At 68.3% G+C, this 18,474-nt stretch carries 15 protein-coding genes; 7 read left to right on the top strand and 8 right to left on the bottom strand.

Translation table 11 applies throughout. The features are described 5' to 3' along the window. Nucleotides 1-4 precede the first annotated feature (4 nt). The 4 genes from glgX to AC1D2E_RS19890 all read left to right on the top strand — a co-directional run bounded on the left by glgX (nt 5) and on the right by AC1D2E_RS19890 (nt 9,802). Entirely contained in the window at nt 5-2,140 is a 2,136-nt protein-coding gene (gene glgX / locus AC1D2E_RS19905; protein WP_478198995.1) for a glycogen debranching protein GlgX, read from the top strand. Next, nucleotides 2,137-4,002, top strand: a complete 1,866-nt coding sequence (treZ, locus tag AC1D2E_RS19900; protein WP_478198994.1) for a malto-oligosyltrehalose trehalohydrolase — start codon at nt 2,137-2,139, stop codon at nt 4,000-4,002. Before glgX ends, treZ begins: the two co-directional genes overlap by 4 nt. Next, nucleotides 3,995-9,064 carry a malto-oligosyltrehalose synthase gene (locus tag AC1D2E_RS19895; RefSeq protein WP_478198993.1) on the top strand — a complete coding sequence of 1,690 codons (5,070 nt, stop codon included), beginning with the start codon at nt 3,995-3,997 and terminating at the stop codon, nt 9,062-9,064. Before treZ ends, AC1D2E_RS19895 begins: the two co-directional genes overlap by 8 nt. Nucleotides 9,065-9,217: 153 nt before the next feature. After that, complete coding sequence (locus tag AC1D2E_RS19890) at nt 9,218-9,802, top strand: BPSL1445 family SYLF domain-containing lipoprotein (RefSeq protein WP_478199013.1); 585 nt, start codon at nt 9,218-9,220, stop codon at nt 9,800-9,802. Nucleotides 9,803-9,850: 48 nt separating this feature from the next. Here the strand turns inward: AC1D2E_RS19890 and AC1D2E_RS19885 are convergent, their stop codons facing one another. The 7 genes from AC1D2E_RS19885 to AC1D2E_RS19855 are packed head-to-tail and all read right to left on the bottom strand — an operon-like array spanning nt 9,851 to nt 16,095. After that, entirely contained in the window at nt 9,851-10,948 is a 1,098-nt protein-coding gene (locus AC1D2E_RS19885) for an ABC transporter substrate-binding protein (protein ID WP_478198992.1), read from the bottom strand. A gap of 49 nt (nt 10,949-10,997) precedes the next feature. After that, nucleotides 10,998-11,885, bottom strand: coding sequence for an ABC transporter permease (locus tag AC1D2E_RS19880; protein ID WP_478198991.1), 888 nt, complete (start codon nt 11,883-11,885; stop codon nt 10,998-11,000). Nucleotides 11,886-11,900: 15 nt separating this feature from the next. After that, on the bottom strand, nt 11,901-12,719 hold the full coding sequence (locus AC1D2E_RS19875) for an ABC transporter ATP-binding protein (protein WP_478198990.1): 819 nt from the start codon (nt 12,717-12,719) through the stop codon (nt 11,901-11,903). Further along, a complete protein-coding gene (locus tag AC1D2E_RS19870; protein WP_478198989.1) occupies nt 12,716-13,507 on the bottom strand; it encodes an alpha/beta fold hydrolase in 792 nt (263 codons plus the stop codon). Before AC1D2E_RS19870 ends, AC1D2E_RS19875 begins: the two co-directional genes overlap by 4 nt. Next, entirely contained in the window at nt 13,504-13,908 is a 405-nt protein-coding gene (locus tag AC1D2E_RS19865) for a VOC family protein (RefSeq protein WP_478198988.1), read from the bottom strand. The genes AC1D2E_RS19870 and AC1D2E_RS19865 overlap by 4 nt, the downstream gene beginning before the upstream one ends. Before the next feature lie 4 nt (nt 13,909-13,912). Continuing rightward, nucleotides 13,913-15,514 carry an FAD-dependent monooxygenase gene (locus AC1D2E_RS19860; RefSeq protein ID WP_478198987.1) on the bottom strand — a complete coding sequence of 534 codons (1,602 nt, stop codon included), beginning with the start codon at nt 15,512-15,514 and terminating at the stop codon, nt 13,913-13,915. A 2-nt stretch (nt 15,515-15,516) separates the two neighbouring features. After that, complete coding sequence (locus tag AC1D2E_RS19855; RefSeq protein ID WP_478198986.1) at nt 15,517-16,095, bottom strand: GAF domain-containing protein; 579 nt, start codon at nt 16,093-16,095, stop codon at nt 15,517-15,519. 74 nt (nt 16,096-16,169) lie between these two features. Between AC1D2E_RS19855 and AC1D2E_RS19850 the strand changes: the two genes are divergently transcribed. The 3 genes from AC1D2E_RS19850 (at nt 16,170) to AC1D2E_RS19840 (ending at nt 17,767) form a co-directional block, all read left to right on the top strand. Continuing rightward, nucleotides 16,170-17,141 (top strand): LysR family transcriptional regulator, encoded by a 972-nt coding sequence (locus AC1D2E_RS19850; RefSeq protein ID WP_478198985.1) that lies wholly within the window; start codon nt 16,170-16,172, stop codon nt 17,139-17,141. A 119-nt stretch (nt 17,142-17,260) separates the two neighbouring features. Beyond that, complete coding sequence (locus tag AC1D2E_RS19845; protein WP_478198984.1) at nt 17,261-17,527, top strand: hypothetical protein; 267 nt, start codon at nt 17,261-17,263, stop codon at nt 17,525-17,527. A 108-nt stretch (nt 17,528-17,635) separates the two neighbouring features. Next, nucleotides 17,636-17,767 carry a hypothetical protein gene (locus AC1D2E_RS19840; protein ID WP_478198983.1) on the top strand — a complete coding sequence of 44 codons (132 nt, stop codon included), beginning with the start codon at nt 17,636-17,638 and terminating at the stop codon, nt 17,765-17,767. A 114-nt stretch (nt 17,768-17,881) separates the two neighbouring features. On the opposite strand, the gene AC1D2E_RS19835 is transcribed toward AC1D2E_RS19840, so the two are convergent. Beyond that, nucleotides 17,882-18,474, bottom strand: a 593-nt coding sequence (locus tag AC1D2E_RS19835) for a mechanosensitive ion channel family protein (protein ID WP_478198982.1), incomplete at its 5' end; no start/stop codon positions are given.

Below are 18,474 nucleotides of genomic sequence, written 5' to 3'. Positions count from 1 at the left end.
ACCCATGACGAAGCGCCTCCACACGCCGCTGTCCGCCGTCTGGCCCGGAAAGCCCTACCCGCTCGGCGCCACCTGGGATGGCCAGGGCGTGAACTTCGCGATCTTCTCGAAGCACGCCGAGCGCGCCGAGCTCTGCATCTTCGACGACAAGGGCCGCCACGAGCGGCAGCGCATTCTGCTGCGCGAGCGTACCAACGATGTCTGGCACTGCTACCTGCCGGAGGCGCGGCCCGGCTTGGCCTATGGCTTGCGCATCCACGGCCGCTACAAGCCCGAGGAAGGCCACCGCTTCAACCCGAACAAGCTGCTGCTCGACCCCTATGCGAAGGACCTGGTGGGCGAGCTGCGCTGGAGCGACGCGTTGTACGGCTACTCGGTCGGCAGCAAACGCCAGGATCTCTCCTTCGACCGCCGCGACAGCGCCGCTTTCATGCCCAAGGGCCGGGTGCTCGAGACCGCCTTCACCTGGGGCGAGGACCGCCGGCCGGAGGTGCCCTGGCAGGACATGGTGATCTACGAGCTGCACGTGCGCGGCTTCACGATGCAGCACCCGCGCGTCCCCGAGAACCTGCGCGGCACCTACGCCGCGCTCGGCTGCTCGCCGGTGATCGACTACCTGCAACGCCTGGGCGTGACCACCATCGAGCTGCTGCCGGTGCACGCCTTCCTGAACGACCGCCACCTTGCCGAGCAAGGCCTGCAGAACTACTGGGGCTACAACACGCTGGGCTACTTCGCCCCCGAGGTGCGCTACAGCGCCTCGGGCAAGGTGAAGGAGTTCAAGACCATGGTCAAGACCCTGCATTCCGCCGGCATCGAGGTGATCCTCGACGTGGTCTACAACCACACCTGCGAGGGCAATCACCTCGGCCCGACGCTGTCGATGCGGGGAGTCGACAACGCCTCCTACTACATTGCCAACGCCGAGCGGCCGCGCTACTACGACGACTTCACGGGCTGCGGCAACACGGTCAACCTCGAACACCCACGCGCGCTGCAGCTGGTGATGGACTCGCTGCGCTACTGGGCCGAGGAGATGCATGTCGATGGCTTCCGCTTCGATCTCGCCTCGGCGCTGGCGCGCGAAGCCGGCAAGGTCGAGAACCTGGGCGGCTTCTTCGACGCCATCCGCCAGGACCCGACGCTCAACCAGGTCAAGCTGATCGCCGAGCCCTGGGACCTGGGCCACGGCGGCTACCAGGTCGGCAACTTCCCGCCCGGCTGGGCCGAGTGGAACGACCGCTACCGCGACGGCATTCGCGGCTGGTGGAAAGGCGATGCCGGCGTGGTCGGCGATGTCGCCCACCGGCTGGCGGGCTCGCAGGATCTGTACGGCTGGTCCGGCAAGGGGCCGCACGCGAGCATCAATTTCATCACCGCCCACGATGGCTTCACGCTGCACGACCTGGTCTCCTACAACGACAAGCACAACGAGGCCAACGGCGAGGAGAACCGCGACGGCAGCAGCAACAACCTGTCGTGGAACTGCGGCGCCGAGGGTCCGGCCGACGACCCCGAGATCCACGACCTGCGCGAGCGCCAGAAGCGCAACTTCCTGGCCACCCTGCTGCTCTCGCAGGGCGTGCCGATGCTGCTGGCGGGCGACGAGCAAGGCCATACGCAGAATGGCAACAACAACGTCTACTGCCAGGACAACGAGCTCAGCTGGCTCGACTGGACGCCGCGACCCGAGGCCGAGTCGCTGCGCGACTTCGTGGCCCAGCTGATCCGGGTGCGGCGGCTGCATCCATCGTTGCGTCGGCGCAGCTTCTTCCGCGGCCAACCGGCCGGCGACGGCGAGCCCAAGGACGTGGTGTGGCTGCGGCCCGACGGCCAGGAGATGACGCCACCCGACTGGGGGGGCGAGCACGTGCGCTGCCTCGGCATGCTGTTCTCGGGCACCGGCATCACCGATGTCGGGCCGCGCGGCGAGCAGCAGCACGACGACGACTTCCTGCTGCTGCTCAACGCCTATCACGAGCCCCTGCCATTCACGATGCCGACCCGCCCCGGCGACCGCTGGACCCGCGTGATCGACACTGCGCGCGAGAGCGCCCTCTCCCTGCTGCTGGCCGAGACAAGCTACCCGCTGCAGGGCCGATCGCTGGCGCTGCTGCGCCGCAGCCTGGCCGCATCATGAAGCGCACGCACGCGATGCCCTTCGGCGCCGCGGTACTGGACCGCGGCGGCGTGCGCTTCAGGCTCTGGGCGCCGTCGATCGACAACGTGGTGCTCGAGTGCGCACACGGCGACGGCTGGCGGGACCACGCGATGCAGCGCAGCGCCGACGGCTGGCACGAGGCGACGCTGCCCGATGCACGCGCGGGCGACCGCTACCGTTACCGCATGCCCGGCGGCCTGCGGGTGCCCGACCCGGCTTCGCGCCGCAACCCGGAGGATGTGCACGGCCCGAGCGAGGTGGTCGACCCGCTGGCCCATGCATGGCGCGACGAAACCTGGACCGGTCGCCCCTGGAACGAAGCGGTGCTCTACGAGCTTCACCTCGGCACCTTCACGCCCGAGGGCAGCCTGGCCGCCGCCCGGGCCCGACTCGCCGAGCTGGCCGAGATCGGCATCACCGCGGTCGAGCTGATGCCGATCGCCGACTTTCCCGGACAGCGCAACTGGGGCTACGACGGCGTGCTGCCCTTCGCGCCGGACGGCAGCTACGGCACGCCGACCGAGCTCAAGCGCTTCGTCGAGACCGCGCACGACCTCGGCCTGATGGTGCTGCTCGACGTCGTCTACAACCACTTCGGACCCGAAGGCAACTACCTGCCTGCCTATTGCCCGGAGTTCTTCAACGCTGCGCTCACTACACCCTGGGGGGCCGCCATCAACTTCGACGGCGATCAGGCCCGCACCGTGCGCGACTTCTTCGTCCACAACGCGCTCTACTGGATCGAGGAATACGGTTTCGACGGCCTTCGAATGGACGCGGTGCATGCGATCAGCGACGACTCGATGCCGCCCATCGTCGAGGAGATCTGCACCGCGCTGCAGCAGGGGSCGGGCCGCCACCGGCATCTGCACGTGGTGCTCGAGAACGACCTGAACCAGGCGCACCGGCTCGAACGCGATGCCGACGGCCTGCCGCGGGTCGCCACCGCCCAATGGAACGACGACCTGCACCATGCGGCGCACGTGTTGCTCACGGGGGAGGCCGACGGCTACTACGCCGACTATGCGCAGCGCCCGCTCGAGCAGTTCGGGCTCGCCCTGGCGCAGGGCTTCGTCTACAGCGGCCAGCCCTCGGCCTTCCGCGGCGGCGAGCCGCGCGGCGAGCCTTGCGCGCACCTGCCACTGGGGGCCTTCGTCTCCTTCCTCCAGACCCATGACCAGATCGGCAACCGCGCCATGGGCGAGCGCATCGACGCGCTGGCCGACCCGGTGCTGTTGATGGCCGCGCGCACCTGCGTGCTCCTGTCGCCGCACACCCCGATGCTGTTCATGGGCGAGGAATACGGGGCCTCGACGCCCTTCCAGTACTTCTGCGACTTCGGCGCCGAACTGGCCGCGGCAGTCACCGCCGGCCGGCGCGCCGAGTTCCGACGCTTCGCCGCCTTTGCCGACGAGACCGCGCGTTCGCGCATTCCCGATCCGAACGACGAGGCCACCTTCCGGTCGTCGCGGCTCGATGCACGCGAGCGCGCGCAAGCCGCACACGCCGAGGCGCTCGCGCAGACGCGCGAAGTGCTGAGGGTGCGGCGCACCGAGCTGGCGCCGCGCTTCGGCGCCGGTTGCCGCAACCACCATTGGTCTTGCGAGGGCGATGCGCTCCGGGTGGTGTGGCAGCTCGACGCCGGTGACGCGAAAGACGCCGCCGCACCGCCCCTGCTGCACCTGGTCGCCAATTTCGGCGCGGCAGAGGCCGAGGTGGCCTGGCCGCCCGGGCGCGCGATCCACCTGCTGCGCGTCGGCGAGGCGCATCCGCCCGGCGCCGCGCTGCGGCTGGCGCCGGGCGGCGTCTGCGCCACGCTCGAGGAACGCAAAGATGAATGAGGCCGAGGCGCTGCGCCGTCTCTGCGAGCGTCATGGCGTCGCGACCGGCTACCGCGACGGCTTCGGTCGCTGGCAGGCGGTAGCGCCCGAGGCGCTCGCCGCGCTGCTGCGCGATGCCGGCTACCTGCCGGCCGGCGATCCGTCGGCCGCCGAGACGGCCGCGGAACGCGCGAACTGGCAGCAGACCCTGCCTCCGGTGCAGGTGGTCGCCGCTGGCAGCACGCACTTCACAGTGCTGTTGCAGCTGCCGGTCTCGACCACTCGATTCAAGTGGCGGCTGGTCGAYGAGACCGGCGACGTCCATGAGGGCGTGGTCGACAGCGACACCTTGCAGGCCGAGGTACAGGGCGAGATCGATGGCGTGACGCATCGACGCTTCCACCTGCCGATCGTGCTGGCATTGCCGATGGGCTACCACCGCCTGGGTATCGTCGGGCTGCCGGGCGAGACCCTGCTGGTCTGCGCGCCCTCGTGCTGCCACCAGCCGGCGCTGCTGCAGCGCGGCGGGCGGATCTGGGGCTTCACGCTGCAGTTGCATTCGCTGCGCTCGGAACGCAACTGGGGCTTCGGCGATTTCAGCGATCTCGCGAACTTCGTGGTCCGGGCCGCCYGCGAAGGCGCGGACCTGGTCGGGCTGAATCCGCTCCATGCGCTGTTCCCGAACAACCCGGGGCACCAGAGCCCCTACAGCCCCTCGTCGCGGGCCCAGCTCAACGTGCTCTACGTCGATGTCGAGGCGGTGCCGGATTTCCAGGCCTCGGCCGCGGCACAGGGCCGGGTTCGTTCGCCGGCGTTCCAGTCGCGGCTGGCCGGACTTCGCGCCGCGCCGTTGATCGACCATGCCGGCGTCTGCGCGGCCAAGCACGAGCTGCTCGAACTGCTCTACCAACGCTTTCTCGAGCGTGCACCGGGCGATGCAGAGGTCGAGGCTCTGAGCCGCTTTCGAGAGCGCGGCGGCGAGGCCTTGCGTCAGCATTCGCTGTTCGAGGCGCTGCAAGCGCACCTGCATGCGGCGGACCCGTCGGTCTGGGGCTGGCCGGCCTGGCCCGAGGCCTTTCGCGATCCGGGTGGCGCGGCGGTTGCAGCCTTCGCGGCCGCGCACGGCGAGCGCATCGGCTACCACGAGTACCTGCAATGGCAGGCCGAGCGGCAGCTCGAATCCGCAGGCGCGCGCTGCGCCGAACTCGGCATGGCGATCGGGCTCTACCTGGACCTTGCGGTCTCGGTCGACCGCGGCGGCTCCGACGCCTGGCGCCATCGCGAGAGCTTCGCGCTCGACGTGCGCATCGGCGCGCCCCCCGACATCTTCAACACCCAGGGCCAGGACTGGGGCCTTCCACCGCCGCGCCCGGACCGCCTGCGCGAAGGCCGGTACGCGGCCTTCATCGAAGCTTTGCGCGCCAACATGCGCGGCGCGGGTGCGATCCGCATCGACCACGTGATGATGCTGCTGCGCCTGTTCTGGATTCCGGCCGGCGGCACGCCGCGCGACGGCAGCTATGTCGGCTATCCGGTCGACGAGCTGTTCGCGATCCTGGCGCTGGAGAGCCAGCGCCACCGCTGCCTGGTGATCGGCGAGGACCTCGGCACAGTGCCCGATGCGATGCGCGACGCGATGCGCAGGTACGGCGTGCCGTCGTACCGGCTGCTGTACTTCGAGCGCGAGCCCGATGGTGCCTTCCGCGCGCCGGCGGCCTATCCGCGCGAGGCGGTGGTGGCGGTCAGCACCCACGACCTGCCGACGCTCGCGGGCTGGTGGTCGGCCCATGACCTGCGCGTACGTTTCGAGCTCGGCCTTGTTCCCGACGCCGCCGCGTACGAGCAGTTGGTGCAGGAGCGCAAGCAGGACCGTACGCGGCTGCTCGAGGCGGTGCGGCAGCAGCAGGCCCTGCCGCCGGAGAGCGTGGCGGCGGCCGAGGCCGGCAGCTTGGACGCCGACGCCGTGGCGGCCTTGCACGCCTTCCTGGCAAGCGCACCTTCGAGCGTGATGATGGTCCAGCTCGAAGATGCGCTCGGCGAGATGGAGCAGCCCAACCTCCCCGGCACCACCTTCCAGCATCCCAACTGGCAACGCAAGTACGGCGCCGGACTGCATGAGATCTGGGGCCGCCCACAGATGCAGCGGCTGTGCGCAGCGATGGCGCGCACCCGGCCGCGCGAGCGTCCAGGCGACGCCGCGAGCCAGCCGTTCCGAACACGCGTTCCCCGCGCCACCTACCGCTTGCAACTGCACGCCGGCTTCACCTTCGACGATGCCGCGCGCATCGTGCCCTACCTCGATCGGCTGGGCATCAGCCACGTCTACTGCTCACCGATCCATCGGGCCCGGCCCGGCAGCATGCATGGCTACGACGTCGTCGCCCACGACGAGATCAACCCCGAGCTCGGCGGCCTGGCCGCGTTCGAGCGCTTGACGACGACGCTCAAGGCGCACCGCATGGGCCAGCTGATCGACTTGGTGCCGAATCACATGGGTGTGCTCGGCGACGACAACCCATGGTGGTCGGACGTCCTCGAGAACGGCATGGCCTCGCGCTACGCCCGGCATTTCGACATCGACTGGACGCCGCTGACGCCGCGCCTGGCGGGCAAGGTGCTGCTGCCGGTGCTCGGAGATCACTACGGTCGGGTGCTGGAGCGCGGCGAGCTGCAGCTGCAGTGGAATGCCGAAGGCGGCGAATTTCACCTGGTCTATTTCGAGCACCGCTTCCCGCTGGCGCCGGAGAGCGTGGCCGTCATTCTCGACCGTGCATGCGCCCGCCTGGGCTCCGGTGACGCGAGCGCTCCGCTCGCCGGCATCGCCACCGCGCTGCGCCATTTGCCCGCCATGCACCGCGCCAGCTCGAAGGCGATCGCCGAACGAGCCCGCGACAAGGAGCTTCTCAAGGCCCGGCTCGCGCTGCTCGCCGCTGCCCGCCCTGCGGTGGCGCAGGAGATCGCCGCGGCGGTCGACGCGCTCAACGGCAGCGGCCAGCGCGACGCCCTGCACCGGCTGCTGGAGCTGCAGGCCTACCGCCTCGCCCATTGGCGGGCGGCGGCGGACGAGATCAACTACCGCCGCTTCTTCGACGTCAACGAACTGGCGGCGCTGCGCACCGAGCGCCGCTCGGTGTTCGAGGCCACGCATGCGATGGCGCTCGACCTGGCCGCGCGCGGCTGGGTCGACGGCCTGCGCATCGACCATCCCGACGGATTGCAGGACCCGGCGCACTATTTCGAGCGGCTCCAGGACGGTTTCGTGGCGCGCGCCGGTCTGCCGCCGCGCGGCACCGATCCCGATGGCCGCCCCGAACGCCCGCTGTACGTCGTCGCGGAGAAGATCGCGGCGCCGAACGAGGACGTGCCGGTCTCGTGGGCGGTGCACGGCACCACGGGCTACCGATTCGCCAACCTGGCCAACGCGGTGCTGGTGGACGAACGCGCCGCCGGGCGCCTGCTGCGGATCTGGCGCGGTTTCACCGGAGTCGCCAGGCCCTTCGCGGAGATCGTCTACGCGTCGAAGCGCGAGGTGGCGAGCGCCACGCTGGCCTCCGACCTCGAAGCGCTCGCGATCGCGCTGCTGGCGATCGGCAAGGCGCACCGCAGCACCCGCGACCACTCGCTCAACACGCTGCGCGAGGTGCTGGCGACCGTGGCGGCCAGCCTGACGGTCTACCGCACCTACAACGCCGAGGACGTTGCCGATCAGGACCTGCGCTTTGTCGACCAGGCGATCGCCGCGGCGCGAAAGCGCCTCGCGCTGCCCGACCCCTCGGTGTTCGACTTCGTGCGCGAAGCCCTGCTGGGCCGGGCGCCTGGCCAAGGCCGCGCGGCCCGGCGCCAGGCGCTTCGCCTGGCCCGCCGCTTCCAGCAGTTCAGCGCGCCGGTGGCCGCAAAGGGCGTCGAGGACACGGCCTTCTATCGCTACTTTCCGCTCAGTTCGGCCAACGAGGTGGGCGGCGAGCCGGACCGGCCCGGCATCTCGGTGGCGGAATTCCACGCGGCCAGCAGCGACCGCCAGCGGCGCTGGCCGCAGACCATGCTGGCCACCTCGACCCACGACAACAAGCGCGCCGAAGACGTGCGGCTGCGCATCGACGTGCTGTCCGAACTGCCGGGCCTGTGGCGCCTCGCGCTGCGGCGCTGGGCGCGCTTCAACGCGCCGCTGCGCGGGCCGGTGTCGGCCATGCACGAGTACCTGCTCTACCAGACGCTGCTCGGCACGATGCCGGTGCCGGCGCTCGATGCGGCCGAGCAGGAAGCGTACGCGGAGCGCATCGTGCGCTACATGCGCAAGGCTGCCCGGGAGGGCAAGACCGGCACCAGCTGGACCCGCCCCGACGCCGGCTACGAAGCGGCGCTGGAGGGCTTCGTGCGCGGCGTGCTGAGGCGATGCCAGGGCAACGACTTCCTGGCTGAACTGCGCATCGTGGTGGGCGCGCTGGACCGCTATGGCGCGCTCAACGGCATCAGCCTCACCCTCCTCAAGTACAGCTCGCCCGGCGTGCCGGATCTGTACCAGGGCTGCGAGCTGATCGACCTCAGCCTCGTCGATCCGGACAACCGGCGGCCGGTGGACTACGACGAGCGCGCGCGCATGCTGGAGGCGCTGGAGGCGCTGCAGGCGCTCGGATCGGGCCCGCAACGCGAAGCCGCGTTGCAGGCGCTGGCAGCCGCGCCTGCCGACGGCCGCGCCAAGCTGTGGCTGATCTGGCGTCTGCTCGCGCTGCGCAAGCGCTGGCCCGCGCTGTTCCGGGATGGCAGCTACGAGCCGCTCGAGGTGCAAGGCGAGCGCGCGCAGCACGTCATCGCCTTCATGCGCCGCCACGAAGGCCGGGTGCTGGTCGTGATCGTGGTGCGGCTGTTCGCGCTGCTCGACCGCGCAGGGCACGGGCAACGGCTTGCGCTGGGACCCGCGGCCTGGGGCGACACCCGTGTGTTGCTGCCGCCGGGGCTTGGCCCTGCGCCGATGGAGGACCAGCTGACAAATGAGCGCCACCCGCCATTCGGCGGACAGATCGAGGTCGCTGCGGTCCTGCGCGTCTTTCCCGGCTCTGCGCTCATTCTCGACACTGCGATGTAGGAGGAGACCTACGTCGCGATGCGGCCAATGCCGCTCCAGAACGGGGCTTGCATGCACTTTGGCCGGCCTATTTGGCCGGCCTATCATGGTGAAGCCCGACATGGCTCGCATCGTCAAGCCGAGCGCTGGAAACATACCTTCGAAGGAGCCACCATGTACCCCCACTTCAGAACAGCCATGAGTGCCGCAGCCGTTGCGATGGCAGGCCTCGCTTTCGTTGGTTGCACGACGACCATGAAGGGCGACAGCGCGAGCGGCATACCATCGTCGCGTGCTTCCATCGATGCTCAGGTCGATGCCTCGCTCGCGAAGCTCTACACGAATGCGCCGGGCTCGCGCGAGTTGGTCGCCAAATCCAGGGGCGTGCTGGTGTTCCCGGCGGTAGTCGGCGCGAGCTTCGTCGTCGGCGGTCAATACGGTCGCGGCGCTCTCCGCGTGAACGGGCGCACCGAGGCTTATTACAGCACCACCGCGGGGTCGCTCGGCTTCCAGGCGGGCGCGCAGTCGAAGGCGGTCATCTACCTGTTCACCACGCAGCAAGCGCTGGACAAGTTCCGCAGCAGCAATGGCTGGACCGTCGGCGCGGACGCCACGGTCGCACTCGCGACCATCGGCGCCAACGGCAGCATCGACACCAACACGATGCAGCAGCCGGTGGTCAGCTTCGTGCTCACCAACGTGGGGCTGGAGGCCGGCGTGTCGCTACAGGGGGCGAAGATCGATCGGATTCAACTTTGAGCTGGGCGCGACCCCCTCTCGGCCCTGAGGCAGCGACGGCGTGTCGCTCTACAACTTGAACGACTTCGCCATCTCCACCACCGCCTGCTTGTCGAACGCATTGATCTCGTCGATCAGCTCGTTGGTGAACAGGCGGTTCGGATCGCCAAGCTCTTCGGCGAGCTTGCGGTTCTTGCTGCTCTCGGCGGCCATCTCGATGTTGGCCTGCCACTCGGCCAGCGAGGACGCGCCCATGCGCTGGTCCGGGTCGTCGGAGCGGCGCATCCAGCTGTTCTTGCGGTCCTTCATGATGAACGCCAGTTCCTTCCGCGCATCTTCCTCGCTGCGGCCCTTGGGACGACTCTCGGGATACACGGCCCAGTGCAGGTCGATGCCGGCGTCAATGTTGTGGTGCGAAAAGATCGTCGACTTGGCGATGCCGCGAAACAGGGCCACCAGGCTCTTTCGCTCGTCTTTCAGCAGCTTGCGCGGCACGCAGATCCAGCCCGAACCGACCTGATCGAACTTGGGCGTGAGCGGCACATAGCGCAGCTTGGTGCCCACCAGTTCGATGCGCGCTGCGGCGGTGTCGAAGGCCACCATCGCATCGACCCGGTCGTTGTCGATCGCCGCACCGGCCGGTGCGCCGTCGCCGATGGCGATGTACTCGCACTTGTCGTCGCTCAGCCCCAGTTCGGCGAGCATCGTCCTGGTGATCACGATCCCGCTGTCGCCCTGGCTGCGCACGCCGATGCGCTTGCCCGCCAGGTCCGCCGCCGTCTTGATCGGGCTGCCCGGCCTCACCACGATCACATTGGCATTGCGCGGCAGCCACTTGTAGACGCTCACCAGGTCCAGCGTCGGGTCCTTGGCCATCGTCGGCAGCAGGATGCCGGGCACTGCCGGCCCGAAGTCCACGTGACCGGCGCGCAGGCTTTGCAGCGCCTGCGTCATGCTCGACATGTTGACGTACTCCACGTCCACGCCGCCGGGCTTGTAGAAGTTCAGCTTCGGGGACTGTCCGGCGGTCACGAAGCACTGCTGCGGGTCATTGACCGCCGCGGTGTTCGCCACCTTCATGAGTCGCAGGTTCTGCGCCAGGGCCGGCAGGCCTCCCGTGAGTCCCAGGCCGCCCATGCCAAGGCCGAATTCGCGTCGTGTCAACATGGTCCACTCCTTGCCGGCGCTGCGCCGGCCGCGTTGAAGAAAACAGGCCCTAGACGTTCACCGTGCGCTGCGAGGTGTCCGCGGGCATCCAGTGCAGCACTCGCCGCTGCACGCGGCGCAGCGCGCCGGTCATCAGAATGCCGATCACCGAGAGCACCACGCACACCGCGAAGCTGCCGCCGGTGTCGGCTTGCGCCTCCATCTGCAGGATCAGCACGCCCAGGCCTGCCTGCGCGCCGACGAATTCCCCCACCACGGCGCCCACCACGCTGAAGGCGGCGGCCATGTTCAGGCCGGCGAAGACGTAGGGCAGCGCGCTGGGGAACTTGGCCTTGCGGAAGATCTGCCAGCGCGTGGCGGACAAGGAGCGCAGCAGGTCGATGCGGTCCGGATCCACCGCCTTGAAGCCCGCGATGCTGGTCACCAGCACCGGGAAGAAGGTGAGCAGGCAAATGATCATCACCTTGGAGCTGATGCCGAACCCGAGCCAGACCACGATGATCGGGGCCACTGCCACCTTGGGCACGCTCTGCAGCGCGGCGACGTAGGGTTCCAGCAACGCCTCCAGCTTCGGCATCTGCGAGACCACGATGCCGATCGCCAGGCCGACGCCGCTGCCGATCAGGAAGCCCAACAGGATCTCGGCAACGGTGACGCCACCGTGATACCAGAAGCCGTCCTTCGCCATCGGCCCGGTGGCCAGGCCGCGCCAGAGTGCGACCGCCATGTCGCTGACCGGCGGGACCAGGTGCGGGGGCACCTTGAACAGCCGCACGGCCGCTTCCCACGCGCCGAGCAGCGTGACGAGCAACAGGATGGATTGCACGCGCGTGGACGCGAGCAGGCCGGCGCGGCGCGGGCGCTGCGCCTTCGTGGGCCTGCCGGCGGTCACGTCGGGCTGCGGGGCGGAATCGGAGGTCATCATGGCAGTCGTCATGGCAGCACCTTTTGCTCAGTCGAACGAAGCGGCATGCGAGAAGCGCTCGCGAATCGCAGCAGACGCGGATGCGAACGACGGATGCGACATCGCTTCCATCGTCCGCGGCCGCGGCAGGTCGATGGGCAACACACGCTCCAGCGTGCCCGGGCGAGGTGACATCACGAACACCCTGTCGCCGAGGAACACGGCCTCGGGGATCGAATGCGTGATCAGCACCACGGTCTTGCCGCTTTCCATCCAGATGCGCTGCAGCTCGAGGTTCATGCGTTCGCGCGTCATCGCGTCCAGCGCGCCGAAGGGCTCGTCCATCAGGAGGATCTTCGGGTCGTGCAGCAGCGCCCGGGCAATCGAGGCGCGCTGCTGCATGCCACCGCTCAACTGGCGCGGCAGCTTGTGCTCGAAGCCGTCGAGCCGGACCATGTGCAGCAACTGCATGGCGCGTTCGCGCGCCTGCTTCTTGTCGATCCCGAGCACCTCGGCCGGCAGCATCACGTTGTCGAGAATGGTGCGCCAAGGCAGCAGGATGGCGCTCTGGAACACGACGCCCACATCGCGCCGCGTGCCGTGGATCGGCTGGCCGTCGAGCACCACGCGCCCGACCTGGTAGTCGAGCAGCCCGGCCAGGATGCGCAGCAGCGTGCTCTTGCCGCACCCGCTGGGGCCGACGATGGTGACGAAGCTGCCTTGCTCGATGGTGCAATCGATCTGCTGGAGCGCGAGCACACCCTCTTTGCCGCCACCAAAGGTCTTGGACAGGCCCTCGATACGGATGTAGTCGGGCCGTCGTCCCGCACTTCTTGCGCGTGCGGGCTGCATAAGGGTCGTGGTCATGCGTTGACTCCTTCGGGCGTCAAGAAGCGAACCATGTGGTGGGCGAGAACTTCCGGCGCCTGTATCGCAGCCACATGCCCGATGGCCGGCAGCAACACGGCGTCGGCGCCGCGGATGCGTCCCGCCATCGCCAGCGTCACCGTTGGCGGCACCACGCGATCGAGCTCGCCGGCCAGCACCAGGGTTGGCGCGACGATGTCCGCCACGCCGTCTTTCAGCGTGGTCGCCACGGTCGCGGCCCGACGTGCGGAGCGCGCCGATGCCGGCCGGGCATTCGCGAACACGCGCCGCAGTTCCGGCCGCCGCGCGAGAAAGGCTTCAGGGAAGAACCACGTTGCGAGCTCCGCTGCCGTGCCGGGCAAGCCATTGCGCAACTCGGCCAGGCGGCGCGCGCCGGGGCACAGCTCCTCGTAGGGCCGCGGCAGCGGCCAGGTGCTGGCCAGCACCAGTCGATCGACAGACCGCGGATGCAGCAGCGCCAGCGCCTGCGCCACCCGTCCGCCGAACGAAGAGCCGAACACGTGCGCCCGCTTGAACCCCAGCGCCTTGATGAACTGCTGCGCGTCGTTCGCGAGCTCCGCCAGCGTGGCAGCGCACTCGGGCGCTGCCGTGTCGCCGCAGTCGCGCTGGTCGTATGAGATCACGGTGAAGTGCTTCGACAGGTGCGGCACCAATGCGGCGAACATGTTTCGCGAGGCCTCCGCGCCGTGCATCAGCACCAGCGCCGGGCCTTGGCCCTCGCGTTCGAATGCGATGCTCACCTCGCCCGCCTGCACGAAGTCGGTCATGGCACACCCTCTTCCTGATTCATCCAGAAGGTCATCTCGATCTTCAGCCCGCGCGGATCGTGGAGAAACAGCTGGTGGATATCCCGGCCCGGGATCGGCGCCTCGGCGAAGGGCACGCCCAAGGCACCGAGGTGCGCCCGCATTTCCTTCAGCCCGCGCGAGCGGAACGAGATGTGGTCGACGTGGCCGGTGGCTGGCTGAATCGCGGCGTCCGGCTGTGCAAGATGCGCATACAGGTGCACGATCGGCTGGCCCTCCGCATAGAGCCACGCGCCCGGCGCAGGGATCTCCGGTCGCGCCCCGGCATGCAGGCGCATCACGCGCGTGTAGAAGTCGACAAGCGGCGGCAGCTCGTCCGGCGTGCAGCGGATCGTGTAGTGATGAAGCGCGGTGACGGGCATGGCATCAATCCAGCAGCCTGGCGAGCACGGCCGAGAGCTCGGCGGCCGGATCCGACGGCATCCACGGCATGCGGAATGCCACATGCCCATCCGGCCGCACGAGCACCGCGCCGCGCAGGCCGAGCAACAGTCCGTGCTTCTCGTGCGTGTCGTCCAGTTGGCGGGCCTGCACCACACGCCCGTTCTTGCCGGAAACGGCACGCGCCGCCTCCATCCACCCGTCCGCCTTCGGCCCCGCCACCAGCACGAACGCCTGGTCGAACCAGTCGAGCGTGGTGTGGCGCCGCGCGAGATCCAGCCACAGGTGCGGGAAGCGCACGCCCGGCCGGTCACCGGGCTCGTACCAGCGCGCCTGCATCACGTGCTTGCCGGTGCCATCGGGGATGACAGCGCCGTCTTCGTAGCAAAAGCCCAAGGACTGACCGATGCTGTGAATGTGGTTGTCGCTGTCGCGGATCCAGAAGCCGATGCGATCCGGGTTGCCCGAACGCAGCGCTTCATCGCACTGGATGAAGCGCGTCGCGTTGTGCAGGCTGAAGTCGGCATTCGATTCGGCAACCGGGCGCCGTTCGCGTTCGTAGCTGTCGAGCAGGCGCGCGCTGGCACGCCCCGTGATCACGAAGGCCAGCTTCCAGGCGAGGTTGTGCGCGTCCTGGATGCCGGAGTTCATGCCGTAGCCGCCGTTCGGCGGGAAGCGGTGCGCCGAATCGCCCACCAGCAGCACGCGCCCCTTGCGGAAGTTCGCGGCCACCTGGCGGCTCATGCGCCACACCGAACGGTTGATCACCTTCACATCCAGGTTGGGCACGCCCGCAACGGTGCGAGCAAGGCTCACCACTTCGTCGTCGCTGCGCTCGCCGATGCGTTCGTCCACCTCGCGCCCCACCGGCAGGAGGCTCAGCCATCGATCCTTGCCGTTGGTGTTGAGCACGGTCGTGATGGGGAACGGCGAATCCTTCGCGTACACGCGCCAGCCGGCGCAGGTGGCCGCGTCGCGCACATGCGAGAGGTCGGCCTGCCAGAACTCGTTGGCCATCACGGCCAGTGCGGCCGGACCGCGCATCTCGATGTCGGCCTGGCGTCGTACCGTGCTGGTGGCACCGTCGGCGGCGACAAGATACTGGGCCCGCCAGGTCGTGGTTTCGCCGGTGTCCACGTTTCGGCCGGTCACCGCGATGCCTTCGATACCCTCGTCGTAGTGCAGGAACTCGTGGCCGAACAGGAAGCGGCCGACCTCGCTCTTGCGCGCGTGGTCCAGCAGTTCCATCTCCACCGTGTCTTGCGACTGGATGATCTTCCAGCAGGGCGAGTGCCCCACGTTCGGCTCGGGATTGGTGCGGCCCCACTCGTGGCCGGTCATCGACTCGCAGAAGGAGAAGAAGTCGGCGCCATCCGGCAATGCGTGGCGCTTCATCAGGCCATCGATGCCCCACTGGCGAAAAATCTCCATGGTGCGTGTGTAGGTGCCGCGCGCCTTGGGATGGGTCGTCGTCGTCGGGTTGCGCTCGAGCAGCACGAATTCGATGTTGAAGCGCTGCAGCAGGATCGCCATCGACAGGCCCACCGGGCCGCCGCCAACGATCACGACAGGGACATTGCCTTGCATGGTCAAGCCTCCAAGGATTGGGGAAGGGACACGCCCGTGAAGCGGTGCGCCAGGCCGGGCGCGGTCGGCACCCAGCGCGCCGCGGCCAGCGCCAGCAGGCGGATAGCCAGGACTTCGTGCGGCAGCCACCGCGGGCGGGTGCCGAAGACGTTGAAAGTGGCATAGCAAAGATTGCCCTCGAGCAGCGGCACGTTGATCACGCTCTGCAGGCCGTAGGGGCGCATCTGCTCGAAATCGTCGAAGTGGCGTGCCAGCGCCTCCTCGCCCTCGGCGACGAACACGCGGCCCTGCACGAACAGGCACTCGGTCCATGGCGTGAGCGTCTTGCGCTTGGCGCCGTTCACCGGATAGCGCTCCGCTTCCGACGAATAGAAGCGGCGCAGCCGGATAACGTCGATCGGGTCGCGCGCAGTCGTGACGTTCTGCTGGATGCTGAACACGCTGTCGCCGGCAATCTTGCGTCGGCAGAGGTCCACTTCGCGCAACGCGACGTCGGCGCTCCGCGCCTCGGCGAGCACGTCGAGCACGTCGAGGAGGTTGGCCAGGATGGCGGTGGGCGTTGATGCGGCGGCTGCGGGCATGGAGAAAGTCTAGACGTCCTGATTCACCAAAATGCACTAAATTCTGATAGCTTGATAACCAAGGAGTTATGGCCTTGCCGACCGCTCCCGACCCCGCCGCCGACCTGCAGCACGCGCTGCTCTCCCGCTTGAAGCTCCGGCAGCTTTCATTGCTGCAGGCCATCGATCGCCATCGCACGCTCGGCCGCGTGGCCGCCGACATGCGACTGAGCCAGCCGGCCATCACCAAGGCATTGCGCGAAGTCGAAGACATCTTCGGCAGCCGGCTTTTCGAGCGCTCCAGCCGGGGCCTGGTGCCCACGTCGTCAGGCGAGGCGGTGCTGCGCTACGCACAGCGCTGGCTCGCGGAACTGGAGTCCACCGCGCGCGTGCTCACGTCATTGGAGGCAGGCCGCAGCGGACGCCTGCGTCTGGGCCTGACGCAGCAGGTGCCGCAGCAGCTCATGTCCGCGGCGCTGACCCACTTGCTGGACCGCACGCCGCGCATGGCGGTGATGACGCGCGAAGGAACCACGGACGAACTCGTCGCCGGTCTTGTCGCACGGGAGCTCGATTGCGCGATCGGTCGCTCGTACGACGGAGATGCCACAGGGTTGGTACAAGAGGCGATCTACCAGCAGGAGCCCTGCCTGGTGGTGGCCGCGAAGAGCGTCAAGCGGCTGTCGCGCGGACCCCTGGACTGGACACGGTTGGCCAAGCTTGACTGGATCCTGCCGCCACCGAATACGCCCATGCGCAGAACGTACAACGCGATCTTCGTCGGCGCCGGCGTGCAGCCTCCGGTGCCGATGCTCGAGACGACGTCGATTCGCAGCATGGAGATGGTGCTGAGGACCGAGCCGAACGCGATATCCATCCTGGCCCGTGACGTGGTGACTGAGATGGAGCGAGCAGGACACTGGGGCGCGCTGCCCTATCGATTGAGCTGGAACTTGCCACCGGTGAGTTTCTTCACGCTGAAGGAACTGGAGGCGCATCCGACGGTGCAGTCGCTCAGGGGCGTGGTGGTCGAGGTTGCGCGGGGGATGCAACGCGAGGCCGGATGAGAGTCCTGGTCGCTGCGGTCGTCGCGGGTGCCCCTGTTGACTTGTCGTGGCGGTCAATTGGCGTAAGCTGACCGTCTTCGCGGCCGGCCGGCGGCGCCCACTACCCATCCGGAGATGGCATGGACTCTGATGAGTTCGAGGCAAGGCGCTTCGATCACGAGGGATGGACCGTCCGAATCCTCCTGACGGGAATCGGCCTCAACGGCTTCGTCGCTGGCCATGCGGATCTGTACCTGGACGAGACACACAAGTGCCGCATCGCGTTGGCAAGCCAGCAACATGATCAAGCGGGCGCGATCGTCGTGCTCGAGGAAAAAGCGACGGCATTCATCGCGGACTGGAGCGGCCGGGATCACACGGGCGACACGGGATTTTCCGAGCTGTAGGGCCCCTCGCCCTGAGGCCGCAACATCGACACCCACTACATCCAGGGCGCCGCGTCGGCGGCCGAGCGCTTCGACCATGACTGTCCGGATCCGGAGCTGAAGGAAATCATGGTCGAGGTGGTGCGCCTGGCATACGCGGTGCGCAACACGCACTTGATCTTCAACAACTGCCACGAGGACAAGGGCCAACGCAACGGCATGCGCTACTCAGTTTGGCTGCCTCCGCAAGGCCGCCCGTGACCCGCGAGTGCCACGGCTGCAATCAAGCAGGCCGTCAAGAAAGCGATGCGCATGGCTCTTCCTATGAGATCTTTGTCTCGAGCCTGCGGCGATCAACACGCATGCAGCGCTTCATCACGTCCGTGTCGATGTCCCGCCCGGCGCGCTGTTTCGTTCGCCGGGCGGAGCCGAACCTCTTGCTGCGGCGGAAGGTGTGACGATGCCAGCCATGTCGAGCTTGCGCAGCACGGCCACACGCAGCGCGTTTTGCGCCTGCAACCCGAGGTCGATGGATTCCACCCAGGCGAGCAACCTGAAGTCGAGCGATTTGTCGCTGAAGCCCTTGAACATGGCCAGCGGCGCCGGATCGGTCAGTATTTCCGGCACTTCTTTGGCCGCCTCCACCAGCAGGCCCATCACCTGCTCCGGCTCGGAACCGTAGGGGACGCTGACATCGATGTCGTATCGCCGCCGTCGATCGGAGCGCGTCCAGTTGACCACTTCCTTCGAGGCCAGGTCCGAGTTGGGCACGATGACCTCGGCCCCATGCGTGGTTCGCACGCTGGACGATCGAATGCCGATGCGCTTGATCTCGCCCAGCAAGGGGCCGATCTCGACCAGGTCGCCGACGCTGACCGGCCGCTCGACAATGAGAATCAGGCCGGACACGAAGTTGTTGACGACGCTCTGCAGCCCAAACCCAATGCCCACGCGCCGAGCGCTCCGGC

The organism is Variovorax sp. P1_H2, from assembly GCF_056405295.1.
This window is presented reverse-complemented; position numbering and strand designations above follow the sequence as displayed.

Bases quoted from the DNA above. Each gene is read 5' to 3' on its own strand.
- glgX (WP_478198995.1), top strand. From the start codon at position 5: ATGACGAAGCGCCTCCACACGCCGCTGTCCGCCGTCTGGCCCGGAAAG.
- AC1D2E_RS19890 (WP_478199013.1), top strand. From the start codon at position 9,218: ATGTACCCCCACTTCAGAACAGCCATGAGTGCCGCAGCCGTTGCGATG.
- AC1D2E_RS19885 (WP_478198992.1), bottom strand. From the start codon at position 10,948: ATGTTGACACGACGCGAATTCGGCCTTGGCATGGGCGGCCTGGGACTC.
- AC1D2E_RS19880 (WP_478198991.1), bottom strand. From the start codon at position 11,885: ATGACGACTGCCATGATGACCTCCGATTCCGCCCCGCAGCCCGACGTG.
- AC1D2E_RS19875 (WP_478198990.1), bottom strand. From the start codon at position 12,719: ATGACCACGACCCTTATGCAGCCCGCACGCGCAAGAAGTGCGGGACGA.
- AC1D2E_RS19870 (WP_478198989.1), bottom strand. From the start codon at position 13,507: ATGACCGACTTCGTGCAGGCGGGCGAGGTGAGCATCGCATTCGAACGC.
- AC1D2E_RS19865 (WP_478198988.1), bottom strand. From the start codon at position 13,908: ATGCCCGTCACCGCGCTTCATCACTACACGATCCGCTGCACGCCGGAC.
- AC1D2E_RS19860 (WP_478198987.1), bottom strand. From the start codon at position 15,514: ATGCAAGGCAATGTCCCTGTCGTGATCGTTGGCGGCGGCCCGGTGGGC.
- AC1D2E_RS19855 (WP_478198986.1), bottom strand. From the start codon at position 16,095: ATGCCCGCAGCCGCCGCATCAACGCCCACCGCCATCCTGGCCAACCTC.
- AC1D2E_RS19845 (WP_478198984.1), top strand. From the start codon at position 17,261: ATGGACTCTGATGAGTTCGAGGCAAGGCGCTTCGATCACGAGGGATGG.
- AC1D2E_RS19840 (WP_478198983.1), top strand. From the start codon at position 17,636: ATGGTCGAGGTGGTGCGCCTGGCATACGCGGTGCGCAACACGCACTTG.